Raw genomic sequence first — 16,053 nt, 5'->3', positions numbered from 1 at the left:
GGCTTTGCGGGTGGTCACCGATGATTCGTCGGTAAGGTTTGGGTTGCGACACCAACCTGATTCGAGGAACCACCGATGACCGACGACATGATGAACCTGCGCGCGCTCGTGGAGAAGACCCCTGATGCCGATCTGTTGCGCGAGATGATCGGCTTTGCCGCCCACCGGCTGATGGAGCTGGAGGTCGAGGGCCTGACCGGGGCGGCTTACGGCGAGAAGAGCCAGGAGCGCCAGGTCCAGCGCAACGGCTACCGCGATCGGAACTGGGAGACCCGGGCCGGCACGGTTGAACTGCGCATCCCCAAACTGCGCAAAGGCTCCTACTTCCCGGGCTTTCTTGAGCCGCGGAGGATGGCCGAGAAGGCGATCACCGCCGTGGTTCAGGAAGCCTACGTCCAGGGCGTCTCCACCCGCTCGGTCGACGATCTGGTGCAGGCGATGGGCATGAGCGGAATCTCCAAGAGCCAGGTGTCGCGGCTGTGCGGCGAGATCGACGACAAGGTGAAGGCCTCCCTCAATCGCCCGATCGAGGGTGACTGGCCCTATCTGTGGATCGACGCCACCTACGTGAAGGTGCGCCAGAACGGGCGCATCGTCTCGGTCGCGGTGATCATCGCGGTCGGCGCCAACAGCGATGGCCGGCGCGAGGTGCTCGGCATGGACATCGGCCCGTCCGAGGCCGAGACGTTCTGGACGGCGTTCCTGCGCAAACTGGCGCGGCGGGGCCTGCGCGGCGTCAAGCTCGTCGTCTCCGACGCCCATGAGGGGATCAAAGCCACGGTCGGAAAGGTTCTCAACGCCACCTGGCAACGCTGCCGCGTCCACTTCATACGCAACGCGCTGGCGCATGCCGGCAAGAGCGGACGGCGCGTCGTCTCCGCCTTCATTGCCACCGCCTTTGCCCAGGACGACGCGGAGACGGCACGGGCGCAATGGCGGCGCATTGCCGATCAACTGCGTCCCAAGCTGCCCAAGCTCGCGGTGTTCCTCGATGAGGCCGAGGCCGACGTGCTGGCCTATATGAGCTTCCCGGCCGCGCACCGCGCCAAGCTGCACTCGACCAATCCGCTCGAGCGCGTCAACGGCGAGATCAAGCGCCGGACCGAGGTGGTCGGCATCTTTCCCAATGAGGACGCCATCACCCGCCTGGTCGGCGCTATCCTGCTCGAACAGAACGACGAGTGGGCGGTCCAGCGCGGTCGCTACATGACACTGGAAACAATCACCCCGTTGGGCGATGATCCCGCCGTCAGCTTCCCGGCAATCGCCACCTGACCGATCCGGACCATGCCGGCGAACGCAGTGACCCGCACTCACCTACACCACGCCACGGGACACGATCGGAGTAGAGGAGCCCGGACGTGTCGAATGGAACGTCAACGTCGGTTCATTTACCGAAGAGTACAAGCGCCAAGCCGTTGAGTTGGCTTTGAGTGGGCGCTTCGATCGGGTCTGTTGCCAAGGAACTCGGTCTGCGTGACTCGGTGCTGCGGCGTTGGGTTGACAAGCTGCGGCAGGAGCCGACATCGGCGGCTTGGCGCCCCACCACGAAGGCGACGCCGATGTCGGCGGACCAGGCTTCGGAGATCGCCCGTCTGCGCCAGGAGAACGAACGCTGCGCATGGAGCGCGACATCTTAAAAAAGTCGATCGCGATCTTCGCCGGAACCCGGACATGAGCTTCCGCTTCATCGAAGACCATCGCGACGCCTATCCGGTGCGGCTGATGTGTGCCGTGCTCGAGGTCTCGCCGGCCGGCTATTCCGCCTGGCGTGATCGCCCGGTCAGTGAGCGGACCAAATCCGATGCCAGCCTCCTGGCCGCAATCCGGCAAGTCCATCAAGACAGCAGCGGGCGTTACTGCAGTCCTCGCGTCCATGCCATCCTGCGCAAGCAGGGACGTGGCGCCAGCCGTGGCCGGATCGAGCAGCTGATGCACCGGCACGGTGTCCGCGCCATCATGGCGTCGCCACGCCGGGGGCGCACCACCGACAGCCGTCACGACCTCCCGATCGCACCGAACCTGATCGCGCGCGACTTCACCGCTCCCGCCCCGAACCGGGTCTGGCTCGCCGACATCACCTACATCCCGACCGCGGAGGGCTGGCTGTATCTGGCGGCCGTCATGGATCTGTTCAGCCGAAAGATCATCGGCTGGGCCATGCAAGACCATATGCAGGTCGAACTCGCATCCGCGGCACTGACCATGGCCATCAACCAGCAACGGCCGCAGACCGGATTGATCCATCACTCCGATCGCGGCGTGCAGTATGCCTCACACGGTCCTCACCGGCGCCGGCATCATGGCATCAATGAGCCGCAAGGCCGATTGCTACGACAATGCCCCGATGGAGAGCTTCTTCCATACCTTGAAAACCGAGCTGGTCCATCATCGCGACTACAATACCCGCGCCGAGGCCCAGCGCGATATCTTCGCCTTCATCGAGGGCTTCTACAACCGAACCCGCCTCCATTCCGCGATCAACGGTTTGGCGCTTGTACTCTTCCGTAAAGGACCGACGTTGACGTTCCATTCGACACCTCCGGGCTCAATGAGCCTACTACAGGTGTCCACTCATTCGGAGGAGGTTCAGTGGGCACGCCGAGAGCCCGGGGCAGAACTCAGGATTGGATGAACTCCTGAAGCTTTATGGACCGCTGTTTTCCTGGATTTGCCGTTTCCGAAAGGATATCAATGGCCTGGAGCTTGGCGTCATGCTCCTCGTATGTGCCGAGCACGCGTTCGCCAAGTGCCAAATTGTGCACGGGATCGACAATCGAGGGGGAGTCGTAAGTTAGGAAGGTGGGTCCAGTAAACTTCTTCGCCAAGCTCGTCGCGTGGCAACATTCGCGCGGTGCACCGTTTGACGAGTTGCGTCACTGCGCCCATCCCGCTTATTGATAGGGGGGCAGATGCCGAAACCAAGTAGAAATACGTCCGCGCAGAAATCATCTGTTGCGAACTCGAGCTCACGCGCTGGTCTGGTTGAGCGGTAAGGGTCGGCAGACGCTTGCCCGCTGGACGCTTGAGCGTACCCTGAATTAGACCACCGTCTCTAACCGGTAATGTACGCCAACTTTTTTGGAGCACCAAGAACCTCTCGTCCCGAGGCGAGCGCTGCATCATTCGTTGTCACGTAGGTAAGAATTAAAAAGCCGGCCTCACCGCCGGGATCACGAACTTGAATTCCTGAAGAGCACTCCAAGTACGGCCCCACAGTGCTTGAGGGATAGCTCGCGACCGGCACAAGGGCGATTGCAGGGTTTGCTACGGTACTAATCCCTTCGGTAATAGAGAGGACACCTCGTGCCCCACGCTGAATACAAGGTTTATGGCTCGGTACCCGAGAAACGCGCTGCCACGGTCTTTGCTCCCAAGGTAGAGATGCGCATCAAGCGAAATACCTTTCACGTCGGGCATCGCATTCCTCCTCGCTCTTGAAGTGTTTAGGCGCAATCGAACATTCAGCTAACTCATCTCACCAAGACTACTCGGTTGTTGAGCATCCTGAAGAGACTGTGATGTGCAACTTCCAGTGCGGCTCGGTGATCCGTCGGCTCATAGATCCAGTGATCGCGATCGTCTTGCCCCCGACGCGTCCAGTTCTGCGCGTTGCACTTCGATTCTGTGCTGCAGAATGAGCTTGACGATTGTGCGTTCATTCCGGCGAAGCGTGCTCACCGAGGATGACGATAACTCGATAGGCCTCTCTATCTGTCGTCTGCGATCGATGCCAAGCGCCTCATTGGGTGTTATAAGACTCGCTCGGCTGCAGATGCCGAGTTGGAGTACGAGAGAAGGCCTTCGACAACTTTCGCTGCTTCTTCTGTTGCCTTCCCGCTTGTTTGATTGGCGACGCGGAGTGTCGAGAGTCCGACATGATCAAGCGGGAGATAAACGGATGAGGAGCTCGCATGGCTATCAAAGCTGTGTGTGGCTCGAAAGTCTTGATAAGTCGAAGCGCTATCGCTGTGCATGGCCCGAAAAGCATGCTAGCGGATACCCAGGTCGCGCGAAAAGGTCGTAACAGCTCCAGCAACTCTGCAAGAGTCGCGTGAGTTTGCGTTCGTATCAGAGTCTCGGCGCGCGGATTGCACAGAGTGGATACTCCAATTCGCAAGGCTCGGAGAGCTTTATGCGTTCTGCGCCCTACTCCCGCGGCCAGCCTCGAACAGCTCAGTACGTGCGCCTGTGCGGAACCGGCATTGCCTCGCGTGCAGTTCACGCCCATCTTCCGGAGGAAACTCGGTCGTGAATTGTCGGGCTCAACAAGGTGGCCCAATGTCGCGATGCCAATTCAACACTCCGACGATAACGCCTGAGCGCCGGACGCGTGTCCACGACGTGAAATCGTTATCGAGTTGGTTTTCGCGGCGAGTTGCGCGGCCACTACGCACAGCCGTTGGGCATTGCAGCGGGACACAGCAGATCGAACAGGGCTAATTGACATAGTGGATGTCGCAAGACCTTGCGCCACCACACTGATCGAGGAAGCAAAATTATGGGACGTCTCAGCGAAAAGGTCATTCTGGTGACCGGCGGGGCTCGAGGGATGGGGGCCGCTCATGCGCGCCTGCTGGTAGCGGAGGGAGCTAAAGTCGTGATCACCGATATTCTTCGTAAAGAAGGAGAGGCATTCGCGGCCGGCCTTGGCACATCCGCGATCTATGTGCGTCAAGACGTCGCTCAGCCAGAGGAATGGCGCCGAGCGATCGCGGCTGCGGAGAGCAACTTTGGCGCGCTGCATGGCCTCGTCAACAATGCGGGCATAGCCAGTATTGCTCCTATCGAGCAGTTTCCACTCGAGCAGTGGACGAAGACCCTTGCTGTCAACCTCACCGGTGTATTTTTGGGAATGCAGACTGCCCTGCCCGCCATGCGCCGCGCGGGCGGAGGCTCGATCGTCAACATCTCGTCGGTCGAGGGGCTGAGGGGTAGTGCAGGGCTTCACGCCTACGTTGCTTCCAAGTTCGGTGTGCGGGGCATAACCAAGTCCGCTGCTTTGGAGGCCGCTGCGTCTGGGGTTCGCATAAACTCAGTCCATCCGGGGTTAATCAACACTTGGATGACAAAGGACTTCGATTCTTCCAGTTTTCCCATTCCGCTTGGGCGGGCAGCCGAACCGCCGGAAGTGTCGCAGGCAGTTTTGTTCCTGCTCAGTGACGAGTCCTCTTATCTTACGGGCTCCGAAATCGTCGTCGATGGCGGTCTGACGATCGGCGTCCCGTACAAGTGTCAGGCTCCCGAAAGCACCTTCTGACTACTGTCACATAAACGAGATCTGATCCTTTGCTCGCCCGGGCAAGCCCGCTGGTGTGGACAGCAAGACGCCGTGGTTCGTTGGTTCGAGCTTGGCGGCACTCTCCGGCGCGGCGTTCATGATCCCCGACGAGCATATGCGTGGCCGATCGCATTACCTTCTCGAGCGCTGAACCTTCCGGGTGGGGCGTTGGACGGTAGTTGGGACCCGGAAAGAGGGGTCGTCATCCGAGGTGATCCAGAGATGGAGGAACATTTCGAGTGCCTCTGGGATCTGTTCCGTTCGGTTCTACTGGCTGAAATACTCGGTCAGACGGCGATGGAAGCCGTCTATATCCTCCTCAGATTGAACGCGGCGTGCCCGAGGTATTCAATTGACCTATGATATCAGCAATCGCTAGCAGCCAAGGGTAGACTACGTGACGGCAAGGAAATTGAGATCCCAGGACCGGCGTTCCTACCCCAACATATTCTGAAACAGATTAGCCCAACCGAGCTTGGTGAACTGATGAATGAGTACCTGAGTTGAGGTGGGACGCTGTCTGACGTAGCGGACATCGGGCAACGGGCTGTGCCGTGCTTCTCCCGCGCGGTGACATTACCATCGACGTTGATGTCTAGAGAATAGCGCGCCCGGTGACCAGGTGGGGCTTTCCACTCCTGCCGCTGATGTCAACGGGCACCTTAGACGCACAATCGAAGCTGCCTAAATTGGGAAGCCTCGCGGATCGCGGCGATCTGCGCGCCAGGCAGGAGAATCGGCGCGGTCACGATCGGCGATATGGTGCTATTCAATACGCTTCTGCTTCAGCTCAATATGCTCTTTGAGACGGTCGCGAGGGCGATCTCTGACGTAGCGCGGTTGCGAGCCGACCTCATCCCTCTAGCTAGACTGTGGGCCGCACTAGAAGAGCGGCAAGCATCTCATGCTCACGATTTCAAGCCCTCCGCTGGCCAGCTCTCTTCCGAGAGCATTGGTCATGCCTACGACAACGGTCGCGGCGTTACTAACGTCTCGTTTAAGGCCGGGCGATCAGCAATACGGATGCATCGTCCCGGATGATCCAAGAGTGGCGAGACTGCTTGAGATTTTCCAACCCCCGAACGCTTTCCTTTCTCTCGATGGGAATCCGGGTCGGTTGATCTTCATTTTAAGCGCTGCCGTCCCCTCGAATGTCTTCCGGGTCCAGAACTTAACGGCCGCCAACCCCAGTGGCACACCCTCGATTGTAACTGCGAGGCTCGAATGAATCAGGATGCCGCAAACCGTGTGCGATCTGAGGCGGCCCGCCTTATCCCGTCCACCGTTTATGCTCTTGGTGATGCCGATCGCTTCTGCGGCGGCGCGATCACTTGTCAATTGGAAATGGCCGGCCAGAATGTCCGCTTCGCTGACCCGGTCATTAGAGAAGAAGCGGTAGGCGGCCTTGGTATTCGCCCAATCCTGGCAGACGAGCGGAATGCGTTGTCCCATGGGGCGTCCAATCTGCGTGAGCAGTTTGCGGAATTGTCGCCAAGCCGCTCGTCCCTAAACTCGCATCCACTACTCTCTCGATCAATCCAACATTCACCTTCCAAGGACCGCAAGCGGCCTTTTGCCGATCGATCCCTTAACGTCAGCCCCATAGAGCACCCCTTCGCGAATCAGGTGCTCAGCAAGGAATCACAAGTGATTCTTTCGATTCAAGATTTCGCCGATCAGCGGATCATCCCGAGTAGTCAAAGTTGTGGGTAATTCAAAGCCTCACCGGATGTTTACGCCCTGTTCGAAGCTGCCAACGTTGTTCTCAGGCGATCAACCCGATGGTCTCCGATGAAGGCCTGGGCGGTGCGTGTTGCCCACCGGCAAGGAAGCAAGCGTGCAAAGGTCGCGCTGGCCAGAAAGATGGCTGACGACCATCCATATCGATCAGCTTAACGTCGCGCTTCCGAGCGCGATCTCCGTCGTAAACGTCCACGACTTGGTTTCTGATCAGATGAGCCTATGCATCGTCCATTATTGCCTTTGCGCTATGAATGATATGTAATGCGCACGCCCGCAGTAGGATACGCGATCTTTCAATCGATCAGCCTGACCTGGACGGCTCTGTACTTCGAGCGCTGTTGATTGAAGCGAATTTCGAAAGTCACGCGCGTGACCGACACCAGATCAGACCCTGCGCAGTCGCGAAGGTCCGATATGTGCACGAACAAATCCTCCTGGTCGGCATCGTCAGGAGAATGAACCCCCAGCCCTTTTCAGCGTTGTACGATACCACCGTTCCAGTGCGCATCTCTGCTTCCAATATCTTGCGAGCTGAGATCGCCGCCTGCTGCTCCGGAGCTGCGGGTGCACTTTCCGCCGTTAACTCGTCTCGAACGCGGAACTCGTGGATTGGCCATCTGCTCTCCCGCTTAGGTGAGGCTGATGCTGTGCTACTTACCTGCCTTCTTGGTGCCGTCGTCCGACATGACGGCGACGAGCGCGAGCGAATGAGCGCCACCAGTTGAGAATCCTGATCTGATTCACCTCGCCTCACAGCAAACCGGCGGGGCGCACCAGGCGCTAGCCGCAACGAGCCCGCCCCTAACTCACCGCATCTGGAACATTCGGTGATGCTGCCCAGAACCGAGCAAGGGTCGTGCTGAATCGAGAATTGGAGGGTCTGCAGGCGCTTCGTGTGCGTCAAATTTGTTCGCCTTGGTCTGAAAACTGATGCTCGGCACTATCCGTCCCTGGTGGTCCCGCCGAACTTCGGACCAATGCAGGATGACGCTGGCGTGTCCGATACCGGGGTCACTGATACGTCGGGGTCCACAATTATTAAAGGCGTCGAACTGTCACTTTCTCTTTCGCACTACTTTCGGCGAAAGTTCGACCAGCCTCACTGATCAGCCTGGTCGCTGGGGAAAGGCAAACGGAGCAAGGGCGGAATCGTTCTTCGTTTTCCCGCTTAATTCTAAACGGCGTGTACGTGCCACACGCCGGATGATTTGCGCGCCGTCAGCCTATTTCACGCCTTGCGCCTCTTAACTTACCGAAGACCGATGGCTGTGCCTGAGACGATCCAACATCTTCCAGCCTTCGCCAAACAATTTCGAGCAGGATTGCTCCGCAAAATCCAGGTGGCACTTCAGTAGCTCAGAGGGAGTTTTAGAGTCCGCGAGAGTCTTCATGAAGGTGGCCTGATCGTGCAAAGAGGAAGCAGCCAGCTTTAGCGCGTCGCGGAGCGACGCGGCGAACAGGTTTGCTGTCGCTTCGATGGATTTTTGCCATTCCGGAACCGTAAATGAAATGCGCGATGCAGCTGCGGTGCTTTCTCCAGTATCATCCGTGGGGCCACCGGCTCCAGGGCGCGATGCCTCGGCCAGTTCGGGCCCTCCACGTGGTCGCCGTTCGCGTTTTCCGTCTTCGCCTAAGGTCTCTGGCATTGCATATCTCCCGAAAAGATTGCTAGGAGCTGGGTGGTTCGCTGCAGGTTTTCGAGCACCAGAGGTACCACAACCATCAACATGTTGTACCTGTCTTATCTGGTAGCGTTGGCTGCGAGGAAGAAGCGCGACATCCGTTGGGGCTTCCGTCCTCAGAACATTGGAACGGTGATCCAACAGCGCTAATGTGGTGTGATCAGGTTGTGTGCCCAGGCGGACTCGGCCACTTTCCGGCGCATATACGTTGGAGAGACCAATATCGAACTGCTTAGCGGCTGCCGCCGCTAGGCGCCGCATGAACCCTCTGTGCGTCCCCAATTCTGCTGTTTCAGGAGTCCATCGCTGAGCTCGAAATTCTCTGCGGTTGTGTAGTGACAAGCGGCGCGTTTGATCCGGTCTGAAGACGGAATATTGAGCTAAGTGACCTTGCCCCACGGGCTTAATCCAGTGTGAAGTTCGCTCTGGCCCACGACAAGAACAGAGCATGAAGCGCAGCCGCCTTTCGGAAGAGCAGATCATCGGGATTTTGAAGTAGCACGAGGCCGGCGTTTCGGTCGCCGGTCTGTGCCGCAAGTATGGCGTCAGCGACGCCAGCATCTACAAATGGAGGGCCAAGTTCGGCGGGATGGATGTCTCCGAGGCCAAGCGGCTGAGGACGCTGGAGGACGAGAACACGAAGCTGAAGCAGCTCCTCGCCGACACCATGCTGGACAACGCAGCCTTGAAGGACCTCCTGGGAAAGAACTCGTGGGAAAGAAATGGTGACGCCCGCGGCCCAGCGGAAAGCTGTCGCCCATCTCCTAGACGCCTTCGGGATGAGCGAACGGCAGGCGACCTAAAGCACATCGGCAGACGCGATAGCCGAAGCGGAGGCGGCTGTTCCGGCTCTACCGGGAAGAGAGGCTTCCGGTTCGTCGCCGTGGCGGCCGCAAGCGAGCGATTGGGACCCGGGCGCCGATGACGGTGCCGATGGCGCCGAACGACCTCTGGTCGCGGCGCCTACGCCAACGGCTATGAAGGAGCCCGTTGGCGCTCCTAGGCCAGCTATGCTGCGCAAGTGTCCCTCCACCGCTGCCGAGCAGCCGTGGGCACGTGCGTCGTCGCGTCGGTTGGAAGTCGCCGCTTGGTCAGTGCCGTGCCAGCGGCGCCTGGTCCGCGCGCAGCAACGTGGCGACAATTCCAACACCGCACCTCCGGCGCGACAGACCACCATGAACTCGTCGAGGCCGAGGCAGTCGAAAACGACCGGCACCGCGCGAACCGTAACTGCTCGGAGAACCGCTCGGAGGTGCGGTTGATCGGTAAGCGTTGTTCTCAGGCCACAGCTTTGAGGTCGTGACGGCAATAGGCCCACGCAAGCGGATCGACGTCGCCCAGCTTGCAGGTTTATGCCGCCCGCCGAACTATGCCGAACAGGGCAGCCTCATTCCATTCGGCATAGTCTTGCCGATGAGAGCGACTCGAGGAAGGCGAGTAGGCGGTCGTTCGGCTGGAGCGGGTTCGCTTGCCGCGCTCGCGCCGGTTAACGTAGTGGCGCAGCCCAGTTCTCGTCGTCGGATGCAATGTCACGAGCGGCGACTTGCCGAACTTGGTCAGCCGGACCGTCAGCACGCCGGCGTCGAGGTCAACGTCATCACGCTCCAGGCCATCGCCTCGGATATACGCATGCCTGCAGCCGGACAAGGTATGGTAGCTCCATCGGCGCAGCCCGTCCGCTGGCGCCAGAGCCAGCGCTGCCGTCAACAACGCATCGATCTCCGCGTCGCTAGAGACATAGGGCTTGGCGCGGTGGACGCCCGGGCTGATGTCGAGGGGCGACACCTTCGTTCTCGGATCGAAGTTAGCGACAGCGCGCGAACCCGCGCACGTCGCTCAATCGCAGCGCCCAGGATGCATGACGATCGGGCGGCAGCGTTGCCCATTTCCATTGCCAGCTTCTTGGTGATGATCCTGGCATTGCGCTTCTCCATGAAGGCGACGAACGTCGTCCATGACCAGTTGGCGAGCGGACACAAGCTTCGCGTGCTCATAATGGTCGATACCTTCTCGCGCTTCTCGCCGGCGCTGGCGCCGCGGTTCACCTTCCGCGGCACCGACGTCGTGGGAGGTGCTGGAAGGGGCCTGCAAGGAAGTGGGCTTACCGGCAACGATCCGCGTCGATCAAGGCAGCGAGTTCGTGTCTCGCGATCTTGACCTCTGGCCTACCAGTGGGGCGTCACACTGAATTATAGCGGCCCGGCAAGACGACTGACACGGATATCGTAAACAAGCCCTATGTCGCAGAAGCCTTGCTTTGTCGGGATCGCGGCTTTGCCCGCCACCGGGACGTGAACCTCGTATACTCCTTCTCGGCGCATTCCACGCGTGCTCGTTCCTCGGCCCTCTTCGCGGGGATGTTGTATTCATAGGCCGATCTACGCTTGGCATGACTGCATTTCACTGATGAGTGAGCAGGGATTTCGCGCGATCATGAGCGCCGAATTCAGACGATCGTGAGCAGCCCGCTCCGGCCGAGGCGGTGATAGAGTCAGCGTTCTGGCTGCTCGTCAAGGGTGACGGTTTTGGCGTTGCGTTTTCGCATGCTTTCGCCGGCAAGCTGGAGGCGGTGAGCGTTATGGACGAGGCGATCTAGGACGGCGTCGGCTGTCTCCGATAACTTCGTGCCATGTGTCCACAGGGAGTTGGCGGGTTACGATGGTGGAGGCGCGGCCATGGCGGTCCTCGAGGACTTCCAGTAGATCGCGCCGCTCGGCGGCGGTGAGCACCGATAATCGTCCAAAATCAGAAGCTGGGCGCGGCCAAGGGTTTTGAGCAAGCGGGCATAGCGTCCATCGCCCCGCGCGAGCGCCAACGCTTCGAACAATCTTGGAACGCGATGATAGAGAACCGAGCGATTGTCGCGGCAGGCCTTGTGGCCGAGGGCACAGGCTAACCAACTTTTGCCCAATCCGGTCGCTCCGGTTAGGAGCAAATTCTCGTGCCGATCGATCCAGTTGCCACTGACGAGCTTGGCGAAGAGGGCCCGGTCGATACCCGCGGCGTGCGCAAATCGACGTCCTCCACGCAGGCATTCTGGCGGAGCGCGGCCAGCTTGAGGCGCGTGGTGAGCCGCCTGGTGTCGCGTTCCGCGGCTTCCCGGTCGACCAGCAGGCGGATGCGATCTTCGAACGGCAAGGCCTCGAGATCAGGCGATCGTCGCTGCTCCTCAAAGGCCTTGGCCATGCCGCTCAAGCCGAGCTCGATCAGGCGTTCGTGGGTGGGATGGTTGAGCATACAAGTCTCCTTGGCTTCAGTGGAAATAGTCCCGGCCGCGGATGTTGCCGTGGCGCAGGGGTTGGTGTTCGGAGGGTTCGTCGAGAAAGGTGCGATCCAGGCCGTTCTGGAGGATGGAGCGGATCGAGGCGACGGATCGCGCCTTGATCAGAATGCCGCGCCGACAGGCTGCGTCGACACGCTCGGCGCTGTAGCTTTTGACCAACGACAGAATGCCGAGGCAGGTGCGAAAGCCTTGCTCGGGATGCGCCCGGGTGGCGATCACGGCCTGGAAGAAGGCGGGCCCGATCCGCTCGCCGGCGGCGATCACACCGGCGGGCGTCCATTGGCCGTAGCGCAGATGGGCGCTGGGCATGTGGTCGGTGATGGTGGTGTGGCCGCGCCGGTTGGGCGCGCGAGCGTGGCTGGCGATCCTGCTGCCCTTGTGGAAGATCTCGACCGTCCTTCGTCAATGCGCGCATCGACGAGCTCACGGATGAGCCGATATGGCGTGGAATACCAGTGTCCATCGATCTCGATATGATAGTCGGGGCCGACCCGGCATCGCTTCCAGTGCGCGAAAGCGTAAGCCTGGTCCGGCAGCTCTATGAGCTTGGGGCTTGTCGAGTTCAGCGAACAGTTCGGCGCGGCTGGCGCCGAAGTCGCGCATCTGCCGGGCATTGAGTTCGACGACGAGCATTTTGATGGCTGCGTTTAGCTCCGCTAATGAAAAGAAGCGTTGGTTGCGTAGCCGCGCCAGAATCCATCTTTGGGCGACTTGCACCGCAACTTCGACTTTTGCCTTATCTTTTCGGCGCCGCGGCCAGGCTGCGAGAATGGCCGCGCTGTAATGGCCTTCCATCTCCGCATAGGTCGGTTGAGGCCGAGATCGTGGCGGTCGGATTGGTGACGGCGGCCTTGAGGTTGTCGCAGACCACGAATGTCGGCGCGCCGCTGAGGAAGGCGAAGAGGTTGATGTGGACCCAGACCCAGTCGGCGAGCCCCTCGCTTGGCAGGCCTCGGCGTAGGTATAGTTGGACGCACCCATCGCCGCGACGAACAGCTTCATCGACTGTACTTCCCCCCCACTTGAGGGGTCGATAACGTCGATGGTGTCGCCGGCGAAATCCACGAAAACCTTCTCGCCGCCCAGATGGGTCTGCCGCATCGAAGGCCGGGCTCGCCCCTTCCAGGCCTCGTAGGTCGTGCAGAACCATGTGTAGCCGAATCCATCGGGATGGGTGGCGCGATACTCATCCCACAGCAGCCGGGCGGGTCACGTTGCGCCGGCGCAGCTCCTTGTCGACATAGCCCCAGTCGGGAACGGACCGCTGTAAGCTCTGCGATGCAGGCCTCGGCGCAGGGAAAAGCAGCAGCTCCAGGTCTTCGTCAATCATTCCGGCCGGCAACGGCCAGTTCAGCCCGGCCGCCCGGCTCAGCGCACATAGCTGTGCGCAGCGCCGTTGCTGATGCCCAGGGTGTGCGCGATGGCTCGCTCCGGCAAGCCTTGAACATGTTTTAGGCGGAGAACCCCTTTGATCCGGCGCATCGACAATCTCTGGGTGGGCATCGGCCTTCGTTCACTGACGAGGCAGTTCCTAAGCCGGTTGAGTTGTCGGCCGAAGCGGGCTGAGCCGTTGAAAAGTTGCTCACGATCCCGCGAAACATGCAGCATGGCTGGTGGGTAATCCAGCGGGCGCAGTTCGACGCACGCGCGCCGCTCGCCACTGCACAACCGCAGAAAATTGCAAGCTAAGCAATGGCCTCCTGACCGCCGGAACCGAGAAGCCGACAGCGACGGTACATGCGGCGCAGACGCTAAAGCCGATCGAAATCGGTGTCTCCAACCTTTGTGCGCCGGCAAATGGCCAAGTCCGCCTGGGCACACGACGTGACTACACCCTTCATTGCATCGAGAGTCTTTGGGCGGCCACCCTTCTCGAGCTTCTTTCAAAACAATGCTGGGGCCCGCCGCCAAGCTGGTTGCGGTCGCGCATCTTCGGGCTGTCATGAGCCTGTCGGAACCGGCAGGCCTGTTCGATCGCAGCGCTGATGGAAAGATCTCCGCTATAGCTTCCTCCGGACGTGGCTCTCCGTGGTCGACTGCGCGATCTCGCCAACGAGCGGCGGCGCTTCGGATACCGCTGGCTATTCGTCTTGCTGCGTGAGGGCGAACCGTCGGGGATCAACCGGATCTGCGGACTTTATGGCAAGGAACGGCTCACCACGGGCAAGCGTGGAGCCCGCTGATGCAGGGGATTTAAGCAGCACTTTGGATACCGTTCGGGTGCGTTCATGTATAAGGCTTGTTAATGCGACCGATGCCATGGCCGCTGACCCTGATGGAGATCGCGGCGAGGTCTCATCTACGGGTCGCGCTTGTTGCGCCTAAAGCTCTTCGAGCTTGCTCGATGTCCAGCTCCGCCGGTGTCCATCATGCTGTCATTTGCCATCACAACGTAAGGTGGTCAAGATACGCTGAAGGGTCAGGCCGCGAGCTTAGGCCCATAGAATTCCCCAATCGTCATCATCGCTCAGACGATCCGTGGCCAACTTGTTGGCAACGGCGACGACCATGGGCCGACGCCGTTCAAGCAGGGCTTCGATACCGCCACCTCCGGCCCAGGACCGGGCCCTTGGATACCGAACAACGTTGCGTGTTCCGATGTCAAGCCAGTACCTGAGATCGGAATCGCCCTGTTTCGTAATCCGATCTAGCCGGTCCGTCCCGCCGGTGGAATTCCGCTTAGGCGTCAGGCCAAGCTAGGCCGCGAACTCCCGCGCGGAGCCGAACATGGTCGCGTCCAGCATCCGACGACACATCACCGAACGCCTCACCGGCCGAAGACGGCTCGACAGGGACCGCGCCACGACTGAAGTGGCAACACGGTTTGTTGAGCCCTAGCTCCACAAGTTCCAGCTCGAACAAATGCACGCCGCCTTTGCGCCCTCGCGCATTTTGTCCGAGAGGACCGCGATTGAGCCGGGCTTCATCTCAATCCTGAGCTTCTTCTTTTTGGGCCGTTTCGTGCGTCATAAGCTCAAGTTCGAAGGCGACGTCCACATAGATAACGCAGCTGCCGCGCGACCGGCTGTGGTGTCCTTACCCGTATGCTCGAGAGAAGAAAATTACTGCCTGTCCGACTTAAAAGTCCCTGATCGACTTGAAAGCCGGTAGTCCTGGTCCTCCGCTTGAATGAGCAAGGTGGGAGCGGAGGTCAGGGCGTGCGCCGCGACCTTCAACGTGATGGCAGCCGACCATTTCTGGCAGGGTGCCAGCCGGAAACTTAGAGCGTAAGATGGTAGGCGACTTTCTCTCACCCGGAGAGCAGCACAATGGAACCTCGCATCCAAATCCTCCGGGAGCTTATTGAAGATCAAATTGAAGTCGTCGCGGCGGCCATCTGCGAAGGCAACAGCGCTTTAGAAGCCGAGCTTCGTTTGGAATGGCTTACGCGCGAGCTGGTGAGCGGGCAGCGCGTTTTTACTGACCAGAGCATAGCCTGAACGGGCTTTAGAGGCTGCAGTCGGCCTCTCGCATGCCTCGGCCCTTCTCTCAAGCAACCGCGCTCAAACTAAGAGCCTTCTAGGCCAAATGAGCTGCTGCCGGTTTGATGGACACCAGGTTAAGCTAATCCCACCTTGCGCTCGAACTGAACCGGGCTGAGATAGCCGATGGTCGAGTGCCTGCGGATCGTGTTGTAAAATCTTTCGATGTAGTCGAACACATCGGCTCGTGCCTCGTCTCTGGTTCGGTAGATCTTGTTGGCGGTCCGTTCGGTCTTGAGCGACGAGAAGAAGCTCTCCATCGCTGCGTTGTCCCAGACGTTGCCGGAACGGCTCATGCTGCAGAGAATGCCGTGGTCGGCCATCAAACGCTGGAACTGCTCGCTGGTGTACTGACTGCCCTGGTCGGAGTGGTGCAACAGGGCGTCCGGCTTGCCGCGTCGCCAGACGGCCATCAGCAGGGCATCGGTTACCAACTGAGCTGTCATGGCGGCGCTCATCGACCAACCCACCACCCGGCGTGAGAACAGGTCGATCACCGCTGCGGCGTAGAGCCAGCCCTCGGCCGTCCAGAGATACGTAAAGTCGGCGATCCACTTCTGGTTCGGCCGCTCGGCGGCGAAC

Annotated in this window: 10 protein-coding genes and 7 pseudogenes; 8 read left to right on the top strand and 9 right to left on the bottom strand. The window is 60.1% G+C overall.

Annotation, left to right across the window (positions count from 1 at the left end; all coding sequences use genetic code 11):
• Positions 1–75 precede the first annotated feature (75 nt).
• Together ACM43_RS11470 and ACM43_RS11465 are read left to right on the top strand one after the other, a co-directional pair.
• Entirely contained in the window at positions 76–1,275 is a 1,200-nt protein-coding gene (locus ACM43_RS11470) for an IS256 family transposase (protein ID WP_036032210.1), read from the top strand.
• Positions 1,276–1,368: 93 nt separating this feature from the next.
• Positions 1,369–2,491: pseudogene (locus ACM43_RS11465) on the top strand (IS3 family transposase); the annotation flags it as partial.
• Positions 2,492–2,621: 130 nt separating this feature from the next.
• On the opposite strand, the gene ACM43_RS11460 reads toward ACM43_RS11465, so the two are convergent.
• Positions 2,622–2,828 carry a hypothetical protein gene (locus tag ACM43_RS11460; RefSeq protein ID WP_050996351.1) on the bottom strand — a complete coding sequence of 69 codons (207 nt, stop codon included), beginning with the start codon at positions 2,826–2,828 and terminating at the stop codon, positions 2,622–2,624.
• A 227-nt stretch (positions 2,829–3,055) separates the two neighbouring features.
• Complete coding sequence (locus ACM43_RS11455; RefSeq protein ID WP_244621071.1) at positions 3,056–3,217, bottom strand: acetoacetate decarboxylase family protein; 162 nt, start codon at positions 3,215–3,217, stop codon at positions 3,056–3,058.
• Positions 3,218–4,501: 1,284 nt separating this feature from the next.
• Here ACM43_RS11455 and ACM43_RS11450 point away from each other — a divergent pair.
• Positions 4,502–5,260 carry a glucose 1-dehydrogenase gene (locus ACM43_RS11450; protein WP_036031909.1) on the top strand — a complete coding sequence of 253 codons (759 nt, stop codon included), beginning with the start codon at positions 4,502–4,504 and terminating at the stop codon, positions 5,258–5,260.
• A 72-nt stretch (positions 5,261–5,332) separates the two neighbouring features.
• Complete coding sequence (locus ACM43_RS11445; RefSeq protein WP_245333569.1) at positions 5,333–5,644, top strand: oleate hydratase; 312 nt, start codon at positions 5,333–5,335, stop codon at positions 5,642–5,644.
• 648 nt (positions 5,645–6,292) lie between these two features.
• On the opposite strand, the gene ACM43_RS11440 is transcribed toward ACM43_RS11445, so the two are convergent.
• Entirely contained in the window at positions 6,293–6,733 is a 441-nt protein-coding gene (locus tag ACM43_RS11440; RefSeq protein WP_050996298.1) for a transposase DNA-binding-containing protein, read from the bottom strand.
• Positions 6,734–8,268: 1,535 nt separating this feature from the next.
• Entirely contained in the window at positions 8,269–8,670 is a 402-nt protein-coding gene (locus ACM43_RS11435; RefSeq protein ID WP_036031912.1) for a hypothetical protein, read from the bottom strand.
• Positions 8,671–9,154: 484 nt separating this feature from the next.
• On the opposite strand from ACM43_RS11435, the pseudogene ACM43_RS11430 reads away from it, so the two are divergent.
• Positions 9,155–9,663, top strand: a pseudogene (locus ACM43_RS11430) (transposase); the annotation flags it as partial.
• Between the two features lie 393 nt (positions 9,664–10,056).
• On the opposite strand, the gene ACM43_RS11425 reads toward ACM43_RS11430, so the two are convergent.
• Complete coding sequence (locus ACM43_RS11425) at positions 10,057–10,491, bottom strand: hypothetical protein (protein ID WP_050996299.1); 435 nt, start codon at positions 10,489–10,491, stop codon at positions 10,057–10,059.
• Between the two features lie 153 nt (positions 10,492–10,644).
• On the opposite strand from ACM43_RS11425, the pseudogene ACM43_RS11420 reads away from it, so the two are divergent.
• Positions 10,645–10,961, top strand: a pseudogene (locus ACM43_RS11420) (integrase catalytic domain-containing protein); the annotation flags it as partial.
• A gap of 236 nt (positions 10,962–11,197) precedes the next feature.
• Here the strand turns inward: ACM43_RS11420 and istB are convergent.
• Both istB and istA read right to left on the bottom strand, forming a co-directional pair.
• Positions 11,198–11,943 (bottom strand): annotated as a pseudogene (istB, locus tag ACM43_RS11415) (IS21-like element helper ATPase IstB).
• 16 nt (positions 11,944–11,959) lie between these two features.
• Positions 11,960–13,492: pseudogene (gene istA, locus ACM43_RS11410) on the bottom strand (IS21 family transposase).
• 344 nt (positions 13,493–13,836) lie between these two features.
• Here istA and ACM43_RS11405 point away from each other — a divergent pair.
• Positions 13,837–14,169, top strand: a pseudogene (locus ACM43_RS11405) (IS3 family transposase); the annotation flags it as partial.
• A gap of 239 nt (positions 14,170–14,408) precedes the next feature.
• Here the strand turns inward: ACM43_RS11405 and ACM43_RS11400 are convergent.
• Positions 14,409–14,727: pseudogene (locus tag ACM43_RS11400) on the bottom strand (transposase); the annotation flags it as partial.
• 531 nt (positions 14,728–15,258) lie between these two features.
• Here ACM43_RS11400 and ACM43_RS11395 point away from each other — a divergent pair.
• The gene (locus tag ACM43_RS11395; RefSeq protein WP_271540129.1) at positions 15,259–15,429 is read left to right on the top strand and encodes a hypothetical protein; all 171 of its coding nucleotides are present in this window, start codon (positions 15,259–15,261) and stop codon (positions 15,427–15,429) included.
• A 119-nt stretch (positions 15,430–15,548) separates the two neighbouring features.
• Here ACM43_RS11395 and ACM43_RS11390 read toward each other — a convergent pair.
• Positions 15,549–16,053, bottom strand: a 505-nt coding sequence (locus tag ACM43_RS11390) for an IS3 family transposase (protein ID WP_271540127.1), incomplete at its 5' end; no start/stop codon positions are given.

This window comes from Bradyrhizobium sp. CCBAU 45321, assembly GCF_028128975.1.
GTDB classification, from domain to species: Bacteria; Pseudomonadota; Alphaproteobacteria; order Rhizobiales; family Xanthobacteraceae; genus Bradyrhizobium; species Bradyrhizobium yuanmingense.
Note: the sequence above shows the minus strand (reverse complement) of the source record. Positions and strands in the feature narration are given on the sequence as shown.